This is a genomic window from Cohnella herbarum, from assembly GCF_012849095.1.
Lineage (GTDB): Bacteria > Bacillota > Bacilli > Paenibacillales > Paenibacillaceae > Cohnella > Cohnella herbarum.
In genome coordinates, this window is record NZ_CP051680.1 from 1,780,063 (window position 1) to 1,798,372 (window position 18,310).

16 protein-coding genes, 2 riboswitches and 1 other annotated feature are annotated in these 18,310 nt (G+C 48.4%); of the genes, 4 read left to right on the plus strand and 12 right to left on the minus strand.

From position 1 onward, the window contains the following. The gene (locus HH215_RS07840) at positions 1-774 is read right to left on the minus strand and encodes a gluconate 2-dehydrogenase subunit 3 family protein (RefSeq protein WP_169279389.1); all 774 of its coding nucleotides are present in this window, start codon (positions 772-774) and stop codon (positions 1-3) included. Positions 775-949: 175 nt separating this feature from the next. Then, entirely contained in the window at positions 950-1,603 is a 654-nt protein-coding gene (locus HH215_RS07845) for a hypothetical protein (RefSeq protein WP_169279390.1), read from the minus strand. A 152-nt stretch (positions 1,604-1,755) separates the two neighbouring features. Continuing rightward, a riboswitch (cyclic di-AMP (ydaO/yuaA leader) is annotated at positions 1,756-1,893 on the minus strand. Between the two features lie 199 nt (positions 1,894-2,092). Here HH215_RS07845 and trhO point away from each other — a divergent pair. Further along, entirely contained in the window at positions 2,093-2,995 is a 903-nt protein-coding gene (gene trhO, locus HH215_RS07850; RefSeq protein ID WP_169279391.1) for an oxygen-dependent tRNA uridine(34) hydroxylase TrhO, read from the plus strand. Between the two features lie 29 nt (positions 2,996-3,024). After that, complete coding sequence (locus tag HH215_RS07855; RefSeq protein WP_169279392.1) at positions 3,025-3,663, plus strand: helix-turn-helix transcriptional regulator; 639 nt, start codon at positions 3,025-3,027, stop codon at positions 3,661-3,663. 37 nt (positions 3,664-3,700) lie between these two features. Here HH215_RS07855 and HH215_RS07860 read toward each other — a convergent pair whose 3' ends face one another. The 5 genes from HH215_RS07860 to HH215_RS07880 form a co-directional block, all read right to left on the minus strand. Next, positions 3,701-4,960 (minus strand): hypothetical protein, encoded by a 1,260-nt coding sequence (locus tag HH215_RS07860; protein ID WP_169279393.1) that lies wholly within the window; start codon positions 4,958-4,960, stop codon positions 3,701-3,703. Positions 4,961-4,976: 16 nt separating this feature from the next. Continuing rightward, complete coding sequence (locus tag HH215_RS07865) at positions 4,977-5,798, minus strand: hypothetical protein (protein WP_169279394.1); 822 nt, start codon at positions 5,796-5,798, stop codon at positions 4,977-4,979. After that, the gene (locus HH215_RS07870; protein WP_169279395.1) at positions 5,795-6,484 is read right to left on the minus strand and encodes an ABC transporter ATP-binding protein; all 690 of its coding nucleotides are present in this window, start codon (positions 6,482-6,484) and stop codon (positions 5,795-5,797) included. The genes HH215_RS07865 and HH215_RS07870 overlap by 4 nt, the downstream gene beginning before the upstream one ends. Then, the gene (locus HH215_RS07875) at positions 6,468-6,890 is read right to left on the minus strand and encodes a GntR family transcriptional regulator (RefSeq protein WP_169279396.1); all 423 of its coding nucleotides are present in this window, start codon (positions 6,888-6,890) and stop codon (positions 6,468-6,470) included. Before HH215_RS07875 ends, HH215_RS07870 begins: the two co-directional genes overlap by 17 nt. Positions 6,891-7,120: 230 nt before the next feature. Beyond that, positions 7,121-7,888: a MerR family transcriptional regulator gene (locus HH215_RS07880; RefSeq protein ID WP_169279397.1), complete on the minus strand. Its 768-nt coding sequence runs from the start codon at positions 7,886-7,888 to the stop codon at positions 7,121-7,123. Positions 7,889-8,079: 191 nt separating this feature from the next. On the opposite strand from HH215_RS07880, the gene gdhA reads away from it, so the two are divergent. Next, the gene (gene gdhA, locus HH215_RS07885; RefSeq protein WP_169279398.1) at positions 8,080-9,453 is read left to right on the plus strand and encodes an NADP-specific glutamate dehydrogenase; all 1,374 of its coding nucleotides are present in this window, start codon (positions 8,080-8,082) and stop codon (positions 9,451-9,453) included. A 424-nt stretch (positions 9,454-9,877) separates the two neighbouring features. Here the strand turns inward: gdhA and tnpC are convergent, their stop codons facing one another. The 4 genes from tnpC to HH215_RS07905 form a co-directional block, all read right to left on the minus strand. Beyond that, positions 9,878-11,371, minus strand: coding sequence for an IS66 family transposase (tnpC, locus tag HH215_RS07890; RefSeq protein ID WP_169279399.1), 1,494 nt, complete (start codon positions 11,369-11,371; stop codon positions 9,878-9,880). A 392-nt stretch (positions 11,372-11,763) separates the two neighbouring features. After that, positions 11,764-12,561 (minus strand): undecaprenyl-diphosphate phosphatase, encoded by a 798-nt coding sequence (bacA, locus tag HH215_RS07895; protein WP_169279400.1) that lies wholly within the window; start codon positions 12,559-12,561, stop codon positions 11,764-11,766. Positions 12,562-12,736: 175 nt separating this feature from the next. After that, the gene (locus tag HH215_RS07900) at positions 12,737-13,459 is read right to left on the minus strand and encodes a hypothetical protein (protein WP_169279401.1); all 723 of its coding nucleotides are present in this window, start codon (positions 13,457-13,459) and stop codon (positions 12,737-12,739) included. Positions 13,460-13,526: 67 nt separating this feature from the next. Continuing rightward, entirely contained in the window at positions 13,527-14,657 is a 1,131-nt protein-coding gene (locus HH215_RS07905; RefSeq protein WP_169284286.1) for an aminotransferase class I/II-fold pyridoxal phosphate-dependent enzyme, read from the minus strand. Positions 14,658-14,743: 86 nt separating this feature from the next. Beyond that, positions 14,744-14,984: a binding site (T-box leader), on the minus strand. Positions 14,985-15,159: 175 nt separating this feature from the next. Here HH215_RS07905 and HH215_RS07910 point away from each other — a divergent pair. Continuing rightward, positions 15,160-16,833 carry a ribonuclease J gene (locus tag HH215_RS07910; protein ID WP_169279402.1) on the plus strand — a complete coding sequence of 558 codons (1,674 nt, stop codon included), beginning with the start codon at positions 15,160-15,162 and terminating at the stop codon, positions 16,831-16,833. Positions 16,834-16,930: 97 nt separating this feature from the next. Here HH215_RS07910 and HH215_RS07915 read toward each other — a convergent pair whose 3' ends face one another. Then, complete coding sequence (locus HH215_RS07915; RefSeq protein ID WP_169279403.1) at positions 16,931-17,893, minus strand: EamA family transporter; 963 nt, start codon at positions 17,891-17,893, stop codon at positions 16,931-16,933. Positions 17,894-17,969: 76 nt separating this feature from the next. Then, a riboswitch (purine riboswitch) is annotated at positions 17,970-18,069 on the minus strand. Positions 18,070-18,310: the final 241 nt, after the last annotated feature.

Consider the following 18,310-nt stretch of genomic DNA (forward strand, 5'->3'; position numbering starts at 1 on the left):
TTAACCTAACTCAAGATGATCGTGCAAGCTGAGCGGTTCCATCTTGATGAACTCTTCTTTTTCGATCACGTCGTAATAGCTCATCTGATTGCCGGGGTAGTTCCGCATTTTCCAGCCGGCCATATTTTTGTTTCCGCCGTACAGAGGGTCCGAATACACGCCTTCGATCGTAAGATTGTGCAGTAAATTAAAGAACGCGGCCGCAGGCACGCCTTTGAGTTTGACTTCGTTTTTCTCGAAAGCCGTTAACACGGCGTCCTGCTCTTCCGGAGCGATCTTCGTAAAAGGCTTGTTATACGTGTCGGTGCTGTATTCATTCAGCGCATCGAGCCCGAGCGCCAGCAACTCTTTGCGCTTGAAGCTGAGTTGGTAACCTTGCGAAACTTCGGAAGGATAGAAAGGCGGCGACATGTAATCCCTGCTGTTGATTCCGTATGCGCTGGCCATCTGATGATCAATGAAGAAAGCGACTCCAAGCTCCTTCGCGCCCGGACCGAGTTCGTCCATCGGATAAATCCGTTCGGACGCCGCTTCCGTGATCAGAAACTGATCCTGCGTAAAGAACATTAAAGCTTGGTTATAGTCTCGGTCAGACGAAGGGGCCGGAGTTTCCGGATTCGCGGGTTTCTCTTCCTTGTCCGTCTTCTTTAGGCTAGAACCGATAATTCCGCCAATGACTCCGCCTACGACAACGCCTCCGATTGCCGTACCCGAATATTTAAGAAACCTTCTTCTCGATTCGTCCTGGGGCTTCTGCGATTGATCTTTAGCCAATTGGGGATCGTCCTCGCTTCCTGTAATGGAAAGGATATACCGAGATTGTTCCCTGAATATGGATTTTCATCCAAAAAGAAAATAAAATAAGACTCCTCCTATTGCGGATAGGAGAAGTCTTATTTTTAGTCTATATATCGTAGCAATTAGAGCTTAGAGCAGTTACGACGAGAGATTATCCGACGATAAACTGATATCCTACCCATTCATGATAACGATAAGGCTTGAATTGAACTTTGAAGGGGGAAGCTTCCCGCTCGAATCGTTCTTTGACAACCTTATCAACGATGACTACGCCGGTCGTCATACTGGCATATTCAATAGCGCTGACCATCGCTTCCCCGTAATACAAACTATTCGCGGGTAGTTTCAGGCCGGTTTGAAAACCGTATACCTCCCCCATGCTAATCCCGATGCCGCATTCAAAGTTCATGTCAATACCTTCCTTCTTCAATGAAGGATTGATGACATTCGCGACGGCATTTAGGATCTGAAACCCGCAAATACAGCTGTGACTGCCGGCATCCGGATCGGATATCGGGAAAATCGCGGTATAGGAATGGTGGTTGGCTTCGATCAGCTTGCCGCCCCAACCCGTAACGATCTGCGAGACGACGGAAACGAATCGGATAATGCCCTGCTGCGTCAAGGAAAGATCCGTCGCTTCGTCGCGGTTGCGACTTCCCGTATTCTCGACGGTCATGTGCAACACCGCGTGAAGTTCTTCCATCGGACTACGTTCCGGACCGGGAGTCTTACGCTCGACGATCAGCCGAGACTGTTCCATGAGAGTCGCATAAGTGGCTTTCACTGCATCCTCGTGAATCATACATCGCACCTCCTAAGTAGATGATTCTCTTGAATCGCGATCACGACGACAAAAAGACCCATAGCTTATCGAGAGGAGTCTCCGATAATTAGGGCCTTAAATAAACAGAAAGGACCCTAAAACGGAGGGTCCGAAGTGAAAAAATAATAAAACAGACCCATCTCCTGCTGACGAGGTTAGCTGACGGACTCGGGTAAGATGGTACCCTTCATTCCGAAGAATGATTCGCCCCTAATAACTGGTTCCCCCGCTTTTCGACCTATAGGTCGAAAACTAAGCGTACTATAATCCTAAGCTTACTTTGGCGGATTGTCAACCACTTAATAAACATCCATGTTGACTAAGTAACGTCGAGAAGCTAAAATAACATAATCACAGTATGATTTACCGCGACGAAACGTCTTAACGCTTGGCGGAAGAGATCAGTCCTCTCTCTTCCGCTATTCTTTATTCCGATACAAATGATGAAAAGATGAAAGGTGTTCGATTATGACGACAGATTATCGCATCCTGCTCTACTACAAATACGTGCCTATTTCCGATCCTGAAGCCTTTACGGCGGAGCACCTTCAGTTTTGCAAAGATCTTGGGATCAGAGGCCGTATTCTCATTGCCGAAGAAGGCATTAACGGCACGCTCTCCGGTACGATCGAACAGACGGATCGCTACATGGAAGCGATGCATGCACATCCGCTCTTCTCCGATCTTCTCTTTAAGATCGACGAATCGGCCGGCCATGCCTTCAAGAAGCTGTTCGTCCGGCACAAGAAGGAGCTTGTTACGCTCCGTTACGACAAGAAGCTCAATCCGCATACCGACGGCGGCGGAAGATTGACCCCGCAACAATGGCATGACCATCTCGATCGGGACGACGTGCTCATCTTGGACGGAAGAAGCAACTACGAATACGATCTCGGCCATTTTCGCAACGCGATCAAACCGGATCTCGAGACGTTCCGCGAATTTCCGGAATGGATCCGCAATAACCTCGCCGAGCATAAAAATAAACGGATACTCACTTACTGTACCGGCGGCATTCGTTGCGAAATGTTAACCGCCGTGCTTAAGAACGAAGGTTTCGACGACGTGTTCCAACTGGATGGCGGAATCGTCACGTACGGTCAAGATCCGGAAGTTCAAGGTCGAGGCTTCGACGGCAATTGTTACGTGTTCGATGAACGCGTCTCCGTGCGGATTAACCAAACCGACGAGCATACGCTTGTCGGCCAATGCCATCATTGCGGCGAGAAAACCGATCGTTATATTAACTGCAAGGACGATACTTGCCATCTTCAGCATTTGGTTTGCGATGAATGCGAAAGCAATAGTCGGGGGTATTGTTCCGAGGAATGCGAAACCCATGATCTGGCTACTTCGGGGTCCGTCCTGTAATCATTCGCGGTAGATCTGGAGGTTACGAGATGAAAGACGATTTGGACTTGTCTACCCGGAACAGAATCATGCAAATGCTGAAGACCGCCGGACAATTGACGACCAAGGACTTGACGGACCAGCTAGGAATTACGGGGATGGCCGTCAGGAGGCACATCTCGATTCTAGAACGGGATAACTTAATAGAATCGACGACGGTTCGAATCCCGATGGGGCGTCCTGCCGCGGTATATCGATTAACGGATCAAGCCGATGATTATTTTCCGAAAAACTATCATTCCGTAGCGCTCGACCTTCTTACCGAGCTTGAGGTCGAGGCAGGAGAAACGATGGTCAACCATCTGTTCGATCTGCGCAAGGCGACTCTGATGCAACGTTACGAGAGTAAGATGGTTAACAAGGATTTGGAGAATAGAGTTGCCGCGCTTTCCGAAATCCAGAATGAAAACGGCTATATGGCAACGTGGGAGAAAACCGGCGATAGCGATTATATTCTAACCGAATATAATTGTCCGATATCCAGAGTGGCAAATAAGTATAACCATGCGTGTACGTGCGAACTTAACCTGTTCGAATCCTTGCTCGAAGCCAAAGTTAGCCGTTCCGATTGTTTGGCCAAGGGCGACAACAAATGCGTCTACCGCATTCGTCCGCAACAAGATCGTTAGAAAAAGCTTCCTCGATCCGCATCGAGGAAGCTTTTTTTTATTGATATTTAAACCCGATACCCATCAGATGAAGGTTTTTCATTTGCTCATCCGCCTTAGAGCTCGGCCCCTTATAGGTTGGCTGGCCGCGATACAGGACTTTTCCGCTCGTTGCTTCCAATACCGCAAGTTCCGTGTGTTCGCCCTTGCGCAGCAACGCATACACGTGACCATTCCCGATCGTAACCGATGCGATCTCGTTTACGCCAAGCTGTTGCGCTGTGAGCTCGTGAAGTCCCGGTAATTTTTTATTGGCTACAATATCATATCGCGCTATCGTGATCGCGTTCGTATCGTAAACTAATGACGATAGAATATTACCGTTCAGAGTATAATCGGGTAGGAGCGCTGTATTTCCTTTCAGAAAATACTCAGTCAGCATCGTAAGCTTACCTGTTCGATAGGAATAGGCGAAGAGATGATCGGATTGGGACTCCATGCTGTAAACGTTTCCCTCAAGATGATCTTCTGCTTTTTCCTTGCGGATTCTCAGCACGACAACCTCTCCGGGTTCGGAACGAATCTCATTCGAAACAGAAGATAGGATAATATCCTCCTTGTCCGTTGCCGTAATGCCATGTTTCAAGGTTTCATTTTTGATAAGATCACCAGAATTCATGTCTACGACGTACACGTGGAGTTCAGCGGTTGAGTTCCGATCTTCTTCACCAATATTCATCGCCCTCTGCGTAGTGAGGATATGAATTTGATCGTCAATCCGCTGCACATCCTCGATCGTCATCCAGGTATAGATGCTCGAATCTTTGATCGTAGTCTGATAACGGTTCACCTTTCCCGTTTTCTCGTTCAGAAGATCAATCTTTAGAATCGCTTCTTCCTTATCATCGATATGATCGTAATTATAGTCCAGCGTAGCCTTGACGTAGATCAACCACTCTTTGTCTTTATAGAATTGATCCATCGCGCTCTTTCCTCTCATGAAATTTCGGTGTTCTTTCTTTAACTCCTTGTAACCTTTCTGGGAGCTCGTCCACGACCGAGCATTCTTTACGTGTTTCTCGTAGAGGGACATATCCACGTTGTAATTAGTCCCTTCCAATGAGAGGTCCATGGATTCGGAATGCAGTACTCCCCCGTACCATCCGTACAGATTTACGTCCGCTATTACGTTCTCGTCGCCCTCTATCGTTTGCAGCTTATATACGGGAAGTTTCTCCGTTGCGCCATAGATGTAATACGTACTTATCGCGACGACCGCGAAAAGGCCTAACAATGCCGATAACCAATACCGTTTCATAGCGTAACCTCCCTTCTTACACCGATATTTTCTTGTTTAACAACCGGAATCCGAGCCAGACGGATACCGTTACGAGCGCTATGCAAATGACAAGTTCGATCGTCCATATTTCTTCGGGATAAAGGTAGGAGTCCGACTGTTCGAAGCCCATTGCGAATAACGGAAATAACACCGTAAACACGCATGCCAGTATATAGAGAACCGCGAACAATATCCCGATTAATCGATAGCTTCTTTCTAGCATTATCGCAGTGAAGACGACGATCAACGCCATGATTCCTAATCCGTACGACAAAACAAATTGGTCGAAATGGCGTGGCATCAACCAGATGAATACTTGATTCGTAGAAACGGTATCCATAAAGTAAGAGGGCTCGATTTGATCCGCCGGAACAATTAGCTTGAAGATCAAGTGCTCAATAGGGAGTAGCAACAGTTGAAAAGCAACAAGCCCAAATATGAAAATCATCATGGCTGTAAGCTTTGCCAAGTAGATATTTCTTCTTGCCGTAGGAAGCATTAACAACCGATAAACGAACGTATTGCGTCCTGCCCAATCGCGATACCAAATCAAGAATACGTACAGGCATAATACGGCGATACTCAAGAAGATCGGGATGGCAAACCAGAATTGCGTGTTGGCGATCGCCTCGGCGAAAGACATTTTATCCGATATGAATCCGGTATTTATGAGCGCCTTCTTGTTCATCGCCAATTCATCGTTGACGTGCCATATCAATGCCGCGAATTGGATAAGGATCGTGATGCCCATTAAGCTCGCAAGAACGTAACGAAATCGATGCACTTCCATATGTACGAGTTTCAAATAGCGGTTCACGAGTGATACACCTCCCTCATCACGTCCACGATCGACTTGCCTTCCTCGCTGCGCACTTCTTCGCAATCGAATTCGCGAACGATGATTCCTTTGTCCATAATGACCGCTCTATCTATCAAATGTTCCATTTCTCCTATTTCGTGGGTCGTCAGCAGCACTCCCCGATCTTCGATCAGGTGACTGGAGAACACTTCCGCGATCAGCTCCCGGCTAAAGATGTCGATGCCCGAGAACGGTTCGTCCATCAACACGTAATCCGTATTCTGGGCTAATCCGATCACCAGATTATATTTGGCCGCGGTCCCTTTCGATAGATTGCCGATCTTGTCCGAGCTTGCCAGCTTGAAAAATCGCATCAACTCTTCCGCTCTCTCCTCGTTCCATGAGTCGTAGAAGTCGGCCATAAACCGCATGCCTTCGCTTAGACTCATTCCGAGCGGCATCGTCAGATGGTCCGGAATATACGCTATCTTCTCGTATGTATGTTTGCTGAGCGCTTTGCCATCTATTTGAATCTGACCGCCGTTGAACGGAAGCAGACCCATAATCGCCTTTAATACCGTCGATTTACCGGCGCCGTTAATCCCCGTTAAACAAGTGATCTGCCCTTTCTCCGCGGTAAATGAAACGCCATTAAGCACATTGCGGAGACGGAATCGCTTGCGCAGGTTATTGACTTCGATCATTCCGCATCTCCTCCTCGGCCTTATTTTCCGAATATTTAACTTTTACCAAGTCCAGAAGCTCATCCAACGGTGCGTCGATCTTCCGCACGGAAGCGACGAAGGCTTCTACCGCCTCGCCTAACAATTCCGAACGAATCGTTCTCAATACATCCTCATCCCTAGTGATTCGGCTAGGCGAATTTCCTTCCGTAACGATCAAGTGTCGCTCCTCCATCTCCTTATAAGCTCTTTGCGCCGTATTCGGATTTATTTTCAGCAACGTCCCCAGTTCCCTCCGCGAAGGAATGACCTGCCCCGCTTCTAACTTGCCGGTTACGATCTGCTCCTTGAAATGCCTCACGACCTGCAAATAGACCGGATCCCGGCTATTAAACGCGACTTCCTCCCAGCCTTCACCCGTTTTCATTCAGTCACCTCGCTTTCACTAAGTGTGTGTACTAACTAGTTCATACACCTGTAAGTGTATTATGAGGTTAATACGCTGTCTGTGTCAAGAGATTGATTTTGTGAAAATAGGGCTGATCACACGGTGAATCATTAATTTTGAATGAAAACAAATAAGGCTGCCCGCGGATTCTTTCGGGACAACCTTATTTGTTCCATATACATTTAACTCACTCGACTAAGCCAGACAGATTATTCCCCGCGGTTTTCCGTGTAGATCAATACGGCATCCCTCAGAAATTCAGCTACGCCTGGCTGATCTTTGTCGTAGTAAGCCTTGAACCTCTCATCATCCACATACATCTGCGCAACGCCCGCATGGGCATCTTTGCTGTAGCTATCCCAGTAGAAGCTTAGCCACTGACGATGCATATCCGCGGCTTTTTGGGCTAGCTCGCCTGCGGGATCTCCCGTTGCGAATGCTTCGGCCAGCTTCGAATGGATATCCGCCGCAAGTTGCTCGACTTCCGCGTATTGTTGCTGCGACATCCCTTTTAACTTTTTATTGGATTGCTCGACTTGGTCCTTGCCGTACTTGGCACGAATCTCCTCGCCGTATTTCTTCTCGTTGTCGTCGATCAGCTTCTGTTTGAAACCTTCGAACTTTTGTTCATCGCTCATAGGAAATGTCCCCTCCCGACTTGCTAAGGTGAGATCGATATTGGCAATTAACGCATCCAATTGCTGCCGTTTGGCAAGGAGATTGTCCCGATGTTCACGCAATGCGCGACTAGCGTCGAATCGGGGCGAGTCCACGATTTCCTTGATCTCGTCCAAACTCACTCCCAGTTCGCGATAAAATAGAATTTGCTGTAATCGGTCAACCTCTCGTTGCCCATAGACGCGATATCCCGATGAGTTGATTCTCGCCGGCTTGAGAATGCCAATCACATCGTAATACCTTAGCGTTCGGGTGCTAACTCCTGCCAATAGTCCAAGTTTCTGCACTGTATATTCCATAATCGATCCCCCTTGCAAAATCATCGTACACCTTTACGCAACGTCAATGTCAATACGGATAATTTAAATGTTTCAGGCATGAAAAAAATTTTAATTTGCTTAAAATTCGTGTATAATCTACAATCATCAAGTATATAAATACATGTTTTGCGGTGAATAGTGCAAACAAATCGAAGGAGTGTTATTGAAAAGTGACAACAATCACTGCCGAGGCAGGTACAAGCGCGCAACAATACGTTCAATCCGTTTATGAAGCAGTCATTAAACGTAACCCGCACGAGAGCGAATTCCACCAAGCCATTAAAGAAATTTTAGACTCCCTCACTCCTGTATTTGCTAAGCACCCCAAATATATGAAACAAGGGATACTAGAACGGATCGTAGAGCCGGAGCGCGTTGTTTACTTCCGAGTTCCATGGGTTGACGACAAAGGCGTAACGCAAGTCAATCGTGGTTTCCGCGTTCAGTTCAACAGCGCAATTGGTCCTTATAAAGGCGGTCTTCGCTTCCACCCATCCGTTAACGCTAGCATTATCAAATTCCTCGGCTTCGAACAAATCTTCAAAAACTCCCTAACCGGTCTCCCTATTGGCGGCGGTAAAGGCGGCTCCGACTTCGACCCTAAAGGCAAATCAGACAACGAAATCATGAAATTTACCCAAAGCTTCATGACCGAGCTATACAAATACATCGGCCCGGACGAGGATGTACCTGCAGGAGATATCGGAGTAGGCGCACGCGAGATCGGATACATGTTCGGTCAGTACAAACGGATCAAAGGCGGACATGAAGCCGGCGTTCTTACAGGCAAAGGCATTATCTACGGAGGAAGCCTTACGCGTACGGAAGCTACGGGCTACGGTTGCGTTTACTTCGTGAACGAGATGCTTGAAGCTAAAGGCTTGAGCTTCCAAGATAGCACGGTCGTCGTCTCCGGATCCGGGAACGTTTCGATCTACGCGATCGATAAAGCGACTCAGCTTGGCGCGAAAGTCGTCGCTTGCAGCGACTCCAACGGTTATATCTACGATCCAAGAGGAATTAACCTCCATACGGTCAAACGTTTGAAAGAGGTTGAACGTAAACGAATCAGCGAATACGTGAACGAACATCCGCACGCCGTATATACGGAAGGATGCGCAGGCATCTGGACGATCCCGTGCGATATCGCTCTTCCTTGCGCGACTCAAAACGAAATTGACGAAGAAGCGGCCAAATTGTTGGTATCCAATGGCGTTAAAGCCATCGGAGAAGGCGCCAACATGCCTTCCACGCTGGAAGCGATCGAAGTGTTCTTGGAAAATCGCGTATTGTTCGGACCAGCTAAAGCTGCCAATGCGGGCGGCGTTGCGGTTTCCGCGCTCGAGATGTCCCAGAACAGCATGAGATTGTCTTGGACTTTCGAAGAAGTCGATGCTAAACTTCACGGAATCATGAAAAATATTTACCAAAATAGCGTTAAAGCCGCGGAAGCTTACGGGCATTCCGGCAATCTCGTCGTCGGCGCCAACATCGCGGGATTCATCCGCGTTGCCGATGCGATGCTTGCTCAAGGCGTCGTATAAGAACTTTATATAGCACAGACCGTTAGGGCGTATTCTCCCTGACGGTCTTTTTTTTGAGGATTGGTGGGGCATACTCGCTACTACTCAGGTCATTATTCTATTTACTCTCTTAGTCCCGAACCGAGTCTCTATGCACATAGAGCAAGAAGGCCATAATTGTAGCTTGTTTGGAGGCTGGATGGCGACTACGACGAAAGTAGGCCAAAAATGTGCCTTGTTGGGTGGCTGAATGACAACTGCGGCGAAATTAGGCCAAAAAATGTACCTTGATATGAGGCTGGATGGCGATTACGGCGAAAGTAGGCCAAAAATGTGCCTAGAATTGCTGCCTAAAAGAAGTGGACCTAAGCAGTAACGGCGTAGCCGCTCTATTTTCCCAAAAAGTGCCTCCATGCTCGATTTAAAACGGTGTAGCCGTTACTACTCAGGTAGTCTTGAATTGGAAATTACCACGGAGTGCGGATACGAGTGAGGCATGTAAAGGAAGCTTCTGTTTGAGGAGAGTGGAAATAAAGCCACGAATACTTGCAAATTGTTCGCCGCCAGTTGCCGTACGGAAGCATCCAGAAATCTTCTGCTTCACCTTGGACATACGGATGTCTCGTTCGGCCTGGTTGTTGTCAAAAGGGACGCGGGCATCGTAAAGAAAGCGAAGAATCGACGCTTTATGAAGCTCGAATCGCTGCCCAAGATTAGCCGCTTTGCTTTTGCATTTTCGTCCTCGAGGTCCTGTTTTTTCGCGCACCGCATCTTTAGCCCATTCCGTTTTCCCTAGGGCCAAAATGGCATCGAAGCTTAGGTCAATCTCGGTGAGCACCTCATCCGACAAGGGGATACCTGCCGCTCGAGCTCCTTTGGCCAGCACCCAACTTCTTTGGAGCAACTGTTTCATGTCGGATGCCCACTTATGATGGTCATGCTCCGCGATCCCTTGGCATTCGCGCAATAAATGCGCGTTACACAAGACGTGCGTGAACTTAAACTCGGGTTTGAAGTAGGAATTAAGACAGTCATGAACCACAATACCGGTGTAAGATGGCAACACGCCCATTTCTACAAGTGCCGGCCCACATCGCCTCGCGTGCATGGCTAACAAAGTCCAATCGGCGTTGGAGTGCGTATGGAGATACTGTTGTTTGCCATTCAAGCGCATGGGTGTTTCATCGCTGTGAATGAGTGGCTGCGTAAGGAGATGCTTTCGAATACTCGGCTCTTGATCCGCTACAACGGATGCCATCGTCTTGATCTGTGCCAAAAGCGTCGCTTCGCTAGGCTGGTAACCGGTCAGATCGAAAAACAATCGCGAGATGCGATCTAGTGGCAGAAGCTGATAAACATTTAAATAAGCGGTCCAAGCTGTAAAGCCTTCTCCATACTGCACAGGTGCTTGAACTCGGTCTGGAAAGGTAGCCCGCTGACGTGTATGGCAAGCTGGGCAACACTTCTCCTCCGCGCGATGTTCAGTGACAACCAAACGGGGAAGTGGTAAGTCAAATAATTGTCTCTTGGTATAGCCTTGCACGGCCACCCCATCAAGGGATTGGGCACAATGCTTACAAGTGGATACCGAATGCACGACGATTTCGTCCGGCGAAGTGCTGAAACGAAGTGTATGTCCATCATGGCCGGTAGGCGCACCCTTTTTGCCGCCAGACTGGCGCGAATTATTCTGTTTACGCAATCCGTCACTGGAGGGCGGTTTACTGCTGTTGTTGCTATTTTGTCCGAGTTGCCGTTCTAAATCGTTAACGCGCTTTTCTAACTTCTCGATTTGAAGGGTTTGCTTCTCGATTTGAGCGGCCTGCTTTTCGACAAGTTGGGTCAACTGTTGGTTTTGAGTAAGGAGCGCACTGAAATAATCCGCAATTTCTTTGTCGCCCTTGCTAATCTTATTCACTTGTTGCGAAGTTAGTTTCACGGGTGTCACACGCTCCTCACTAGCAAAGTTTCTTTAACTACTACTTCGCTGTGAGATGCTCGAATTCCTTTAAATAGCAAAGAAAAAATCTCCTCAATTTTGGGGAGACCTAAGTAGTAACGGTGTAGCCGCTCTATTTTCCCCAAAAGTGACTCCATGCTCGATTTAAAGCGGCATAGCCGCTCTATTTCCCCAAATAGTGCCTCCATGCTCGATTTAAAGCGGTGTAGCCGCTCTATCTTCTCCAAAAAGTGTCTCCATGCTCGATTTAAAGCGGTGTAGCCGCTCTATCTTCTCCAACAAAAAAAAAGCAAAGCTGAGTCGGCTTTGCTTTTTTCCTATCTGCCTTGCTCTTCTCTAATCTGCCTAGCTCATCTCTTCCCACTCTGCTCTTATAAGTACAAAATCACGAAGAAAACCGCCGCCAGTACGAATCGATAATAAGCAAACCAAGACAGCCTTAATCGTTTGATCAAGTTTAAGAAAGTGACGATCGCGATCATGGCCACGACGAAAGCAGCGACCAGTCCGACGAGGAACAACGGAATATCGGCAGTCGTCAAAAACTCCCTGCTCTTATACAGGTCATAGGCGGAAGCGCCGAACATAACCGGAACGGAGACGATAAACGTGAATTCGGCCGCAGCCTTCTGGCTTGTCCCCAGCAGCATCCCTCCGGAAATCGTGGAGCCCGATCTGGAGAACCCAGGCCATACCGCCAAGCATTGGAAGAGACCGATACCGAAAGCTTGCTTATACGTAATCTTGTCCATCGTCTCCGCGCTGACTTTCCTTCGAACCCGATCGGCGATTATCATGAGGATACCGCCGGCGACAAGTCCGATTAAGACGGGCGTGGGACCGAATAATCGTTCCTTGATATATCCGTGAATGGTGAAACCGGTAATGACGAAAGGAATCATCGCGATAATGACATGGATGATATTGATTCCCGGACGTCTAAGCGCCGTAGGCGTGATATTCAAGAAACCGACAAATCTTCTCCAATACAGTACAAGCACGGCCATTACCGCCCCTAGTTGAATGACGACCTTAAAAGTATCAGCCATATCCCCTTCAAATTCCAACAATCGTCCGGTCAAGATCATATGCCCCGTAGACGAAACGGGCAAAAACTCGGTCAAACCCTCAACAATTCCCATAATCACGGCTTTAATAAATTCGTTCAACGCGATTCCCTCCACTTTAATGCTTGTATTCTCTTGTACAACTATAGACGAAGTCGGATTAGGTAATCCATCGAATTTCATGACAATTTGATGGATAATACCTTACAAGATTGTAACCAAGAACGGCAAATGACCGTCGAGATAGTCTCGACGGTCATGAACGAATATTGCCCGTTCACTTCTTCGTTAATTTAGACGGGTTGTTCACCTTGTAAAGAATTTCTTTGTTAAACTTCTTATCCACGACTTTTCCTTCGAATTCGACCAAGTCTCCGACTTCGAGCGCGAATCCTTTGAGCGTATTGCTGTAACCGCACCACGCGTCTCCGATCGTAAGCGGAGTTTCTCCTAGCACCGCTACTTCTTCGAGCAGCACGACCTCGTCGTCGTTATCCGAGAACGGATTCGGCTTCGTCGTGAATTCCTTTACTTTAGCCGAGAATTTCACCTTCTCCAGCGGCAGATCCAGTTTTTCCACTTGTTTCTTCGGAGTTTTAACCGCTTTAGGCGGCTTCTCCACGGACGATTTCGCCGATTTGGTAGGTTCAGCTTCTGTTACGGCAGCTTCACCCGATGCCGAACCCTCTCCATCCTCGACGATAATTTCTTTACCGAAATTGCCGCTCTGCATTTCCTTCAAGAACGAAGGATGTATGCAGGTTACATTTCCGTCCTCGAATTCGACGACTAGAATGCTCAAATTGTTGAACTCTTGATAACCTTTAATCGTCACCTGAGTTTGCGTCGTCGCGTTTTTGTACCAGAATTGTTTTTTCGGCGCCTTCCCGAACAATCCCCAGCTTCTTCCCTTGTCCGCGTAATCCTCTTCGTTATCGAAGGCGATGTAGTCCTCTTTAGGCGGATAGTATCTAATGGCGTTATTTTTCGTCGCTTCCATCTTATCTACTCCTAACTGTTCGTTCGACTCTTCTACATGTAAGTATAGCGAATGAAGAGCATTATTCCTAGAGCCGACGTTGCAAGAACGTATGAATCCGATCTAACGCTTCATCCAATTGGACTTGCGAGGAGGCGTACGAACATCGTATGAAACCTTCTCCGCCGCTGCCGAACACTTGGCCCGGTACGGTTACGACTTTCGCGTCTTTAAGCAGTTGTTGAGCAAACTGCTCCGAGTTTAAGCCCGTATGCGCGATCGAAGGAAAAGCATAGAAGGAACCGAGCGGCTCATGACAAGGAAGTCCGATCTGTCTGAGTCCTTGAACGAATGCCCTCCGGCGTTGATTATAAGATTCGATCATCCGGTCCTTCTCCTCCATTCCGACTTGGAGCGAAGCCAGTGCCGCAATCTGTCCGATAATCGGAGCGCACATGACCGTATATTGGTGAATCTTGAGCATAGCCGATACGATCTCCCGATGACCGCATACGTAGCCGACCCGCCAGCCCGTCATCGCGAAGGCCTTGGAAAATCCGCTAACAAGTAACGTTCTGTCCTTCATGCCGGGGAGCGAAGCGAAGCTGACATGCCGTTCTCCTCCATAAGTGAGTTCCGCGTAGATTTCGTCCGAGATGACGATCAGATTGCGTTCTTCCACCAGTTTGGCGATAGGCAGCCATTCCTCATAGGTCATGATTGCGCCGGTCGGGTTGTTCGGATAGCAGAGAACGAGTACCTTGGATCGGGAAGTCAGCTTCTTCTTCAGAGCATCCGCAGTCAATTTAAACTGATTATCCGCGCTAGTTTCGACGGCAACCGGCTTGCCTCCTCCGAGAAATACAATCGGGGAGTAAGAAATATAACAAGGCTCGGGTATAAGGATTTCATCGCCTTCCGTAATGAGCGCACGCAATGCGAGGTCGATCGCCTCGCTGCTGCCGACCGTAACCAATACTTCGTCGGAAGGGTTGTACGTGACCCGGTAGCCCGAACGCATATATTCCGCGATCGCTTCCCTCAATTCCGGCATGCCCGCGTTCGAGGTGTAGGAGGTTTTTCCTTTTTCCAGCGCGAGGATGCACGCATCCCTGACGACTTGCGGAGTGACGAAATCCGGTTCTCCTACTCCAAGCGAGATGACGTCCTTCATTCCGGACGTATAATCGAAAAACTTGCGGATTCCGGAAGGCGGCATATCACGTACTTGCGGTGACAATAAATCCCCTATCGTAGACTGAATCACGTTATTTCCTCCTTTTTTAAAAACAAAAAAACCCGCCCTCAAGGGACGAGTCTATGCCCGTGTTACCACCCTAGTTCCGCTGCTAACCAAGCAACGGCACTCTGCAACGTATCCATCAATACGTGTTCCCGTTAACGCTGGAAATGCGGCAGAGCTTACTGTAATTTCAGCCTGCGTCTCGGAGATGGCTTTCCGTTATCGCCTCATCGTTGGTTTTCACCGTTCCCAACTCTCTGCGGATCAGACGAATAACGTACTCTTTCTCTTCATCGACATTACATTATACCTATCAAGTTGAAGTTATTATACTCACTACGCGGGAAGAATGCAATACATGATCTTGTAATGATCTTGTAATCCTGATCTTGTAATCCTTGGCCGCTAAATCTGGATGATTCAGTCCGAGTATGGGAACAATGTCCCTATTCTTAAGTGTGAACGGAGGCTTCCAAGGTTGAGCGAACAGGAAAATACGCTATCGATCGTCGCACTGGGCGGCGTCAACGAAATCGGCAAAAACATGTACGTGATTCAATATGACGATGATATTCTTGTCGTAGACTGCGGCTCCAAGTTCCCTGACGAAAGCTTGCTCGGCATCGACGTCATCGTACCCGACATCACTTTCTTACTCGAGAACCAGGATAAAATTCGGGCATTGATCGTGACCCATGGACACGAGGATCATATCGGGGGAATCCCTTACATCTTCAAGCAACTGAATATGCCGATCTATGCGACAAGACTTACGCTAGGCTTGATCCAAGGGAAGTTGAAGGAGCATGGCTTGCTCGCTAGAGCGCAATTAAATCAAATTCATTCGAATTCCAAAGTCACGTTCGGCACGATAAAAGTCAGCTTCTTCAGCACCAATCACAGCATACCGGATTGTCTTGGCATCGCGTTACATACGCCTGAAGGCACCGTCGTACATACCGGCGATTTCAAATTCGATCTCACCCCGGTCAACGAGCAATACCCCGACATCCATAAAATGGCGGAGCTTGGGAAGAACGGCGTGTTGGCGCTGCTTTCCGAGAGCACGAACGCGGAGCGTCCCGGCTTCACGCCATCGGAACGACTCGTGGGCGAACATATCCAAGAAGCATTCGATAACGCGACGCAAAAAATATTCATCTCGACGTTCGCCTCCAACGTCCATCGGCTGCAGCAAATTATCGATGCGGCGGAGAGAACGAACCGAAAAGTCGCATTGGTCGGCAGGAGCATGGTTAACGTCGTTGGCATTGCGACCGAGCTTGGGTACCTTCGAATGCCGGACGATATGTTGATCGAACCCCCGGAGGTAAATAAGTACGAGCCCCATGCGGTTGTCGTTCTTTGCACGGGGAGCCAAGGGGAACCTATGGCCGCGTTGTCCCGCTTGGCTAGCTCCAACCATCGACAAATCGAAGTTCTCCGAGGGGATACGGTCATTCTTGCGGCAACGCCGATCCCTGGCAACGAGAGGAACGTAGCCCGGATTGTAGACAATCTATTCGAACTAGGCGCTAAAGTCATCTATGGATCCGGCATTGTCACGGGAATGCACGTATCCGGTCATGCCAGCCAAGAGGAACTTAAGCTCATGTTGACTTTAATGAAGCCGAAATACTTCATTCCGATCCACGGAGAATATCGCATGCTCTATCAGCATCGCTTGTTAGCCGAAGCCGTCGGCGTGAAGAGCGAGAACATCTTCATCCTCAAGAACGGGGACGTCGTGGACATCAATAGCCAAATCGCCCGCCAGCGCCGGAAAGTACCTACCGGAATCACTCTCGTTGACGGTCTTGGAATCGGAGATGTCGGCAATGTCGTGTTGCGGGATCGCAAGCATATGTCCGAGGACGGAATCCTTATCATCGTCATCACGATCAATCGCTCGGAAAACAAAATCATCTCCGGTCCCGACACGATATCCCGCGGTTTCGTCTATGTTCGCGAGTCGGAAGGGTTGCTCGAGGAAGTCAACCGCATCACCGTAAACTCCCTTCTTAAGCTGCTGGAAGACAACGTAAATCAGTGGAGCGTCTACAAGCAAGCGATCAAGGAAGCCGTCGGCAAGTTCCTCTATGCCCAAACGAAAAGAAGGCCGATGATCCTTCCGATTATCATTCAAATCTAGGGCGCTGATATTTGACAAAATATGATCCGATAATCTGATTTATGAAAATAAGCCCTTCCGATGAGGGCTTATTTTCGCAACTTTTTATTTAACTCCGTTATACATCTAACTTCGTAAGGGGATAGCTACGGTTTGTACGATTGATCCGTTTCGCTAACTCCGGCAACATCACGCCTAGAATGACGAGTACGACGCCCATCCATTGGAGCACGCTAACGTGCTCGTGCAACACGACGGCGGAGAGCATCACCGCTACGGGCAACTCCGAAGCGCCCAGGATGCCGGTCATCCCTTCCCCGATATGCGGGACCCCAATGGCGAACAATACGGGCGGCAAGAACGCTCCGAACATTCCAAGCATAAAGCCGAACAAGAGCAAATCCCCCCACAGGACGCCATTAATGAGGAATGTCGGTGGGAAAAGGATAAAGACGCAGAGCATCCCTCCCGTAATCATCCAACCGCTGCGATACGCCGGATGAACGGATGGAACCACCCTTCCGCTTATGAGGATGAACAAGGAATAGCTCACTGCGGACGCTAGTCCGAACGCAACTCCGATCCAATTGAAGTTAGACAACCCCTGCTCCATAATTCCCGCTGCCAGCATCGTTCCGCCTAACAAGACGGCAAGCGTAAGCAACATAATTCCATCAGGCCGTTTGCGATGACTGATCGCATGAATCAAAACGCCGATCCAAGTAAACTGGAACAATAAGATAATAGCCAACGAATTCGAAATATAGCGCAAAGATTCATAATACAGAAGGCCGGTTATGGCTGTCGGAGTTCCCGCCGCCATCAGGTAAAAACGCTGCTTCCAAGTAAGGCTGGCTTTCATTTCAACCGCAAACTTGCCCTTGCCGTCCACTGACTTCTTGTTGCGCTTTTCCCGTAGCTTCGTAAACAAAACCAGACTCCAAACGAGAATAAAACCGACCAACAATTGACTGCCGACGACTTCTCCCAACCCATAACCTTTGCCATATGCTTTCACTACGATCGTAGACAAGATGCCGTAACTGATCGCTCCGAGCAATACCGATAATAAGTATTTCATTTCGATGAAACGCCTCCCTGACTCTCGCAATCCGCGGAAAAACAAAAAACTTCCAGCTAGGAATATAGAATCATCTAGGCGATGATTCCATATTCGTAGCATGGAAGTTAAGGCTTCCCGTAGAGACCCTCGCCCTGAATTCACGAGGTTATACGAATAATGTTTAGGTATGATTAACAAGCAACAGCTTGAATCATACCTTGCTCATTGTGGATTGTCAATAGACAGGTGAGATCGTCAAGTGAGATCGTGGGCAATCGCTTAGGAGCGAAATAGCGGTGTTCAGCACCCTTATTTCTCCGGAATCCCGCTCGCGGAGCGAAATAGCGGTGCTCAGCACCCTTATTTCTCCGGAAACCTGTTCGTAAAGCGAAATAGCGGTGCGTTTGTTTCAATTTCGGTAAGCGGTTGCCCTGG

Bases quoted from the DNA above. Each gene is read 5' to 3' on its own strand.
- HH215_RS07905 (WP_169284286.1), bottom strand. From the start codon at position 14,657: ATGCCGCCTTCCGGAATCCGCAAGTTTTTCGATTATACGTCCGGAATG.
- HH215_RS07860 (WP_169279393.1), bottom strand. From the start codon at position 4,960: ATGAAACGGTATTGGTTATCGGCATTGTTAGGCCTTTTCGCGGTCGTC.
- HH215_RS07845 (WP_169279390.1), bottom strand. From the start codon at position 1,603: ATGATTCACGAGGATGCAGTGAAAGCCACTTATGCGACTCTCATGGAA.
- HH215_RS07880 (WP_169279397.1), bottom strand. From the start codon at position 7,888: ATGGAATATACAGTGCAGAAACTTGGACTATTGGCAGGAGTTAGCACC.
- trhO (WP_169279391.1), top strand. From the start codon at position 2,093: ATGACGACAGATTATCGCATCCTGCTCTACTACAAATACGTGCCTATT.
- HH215_RS07915 (WP_169279403.1), bottom strand. From the start codon at position 17,893: ATGAAATACTTATTATCGGTATTGCTCGGAGCGATCAGTTACGGCATC.
- HH215_RS07870 (WP_169279395.1), bottom strand. From the start codon at position 6,484: ATGATCGAAGTCAATAACCTGCGCAAGCGATTCCGTCTCCGCAATGTG.
- HH215_RS07855 (WP_169279392.1), top strand. From the start codon at position 3,025: ATGAAAGACGATTTGGACTTGTCTACCCGGAACAGAATCATGCAAATG.
- HH215_RS07900 (WP_169279401.1), bottom strand. From the start codon at position 13,459: ATGGAAGCGACGAAAAATAACGCCATTAGATACTATCCGCCTAAAGAG.
- HH215_RS07875 (WP_169279396.1), bottom strand. From the start codon at position 6,890: ATGAAAACGGGTGAAGGCTGGGAGGAAGTCGCGTTTAATAGCCGGGAT.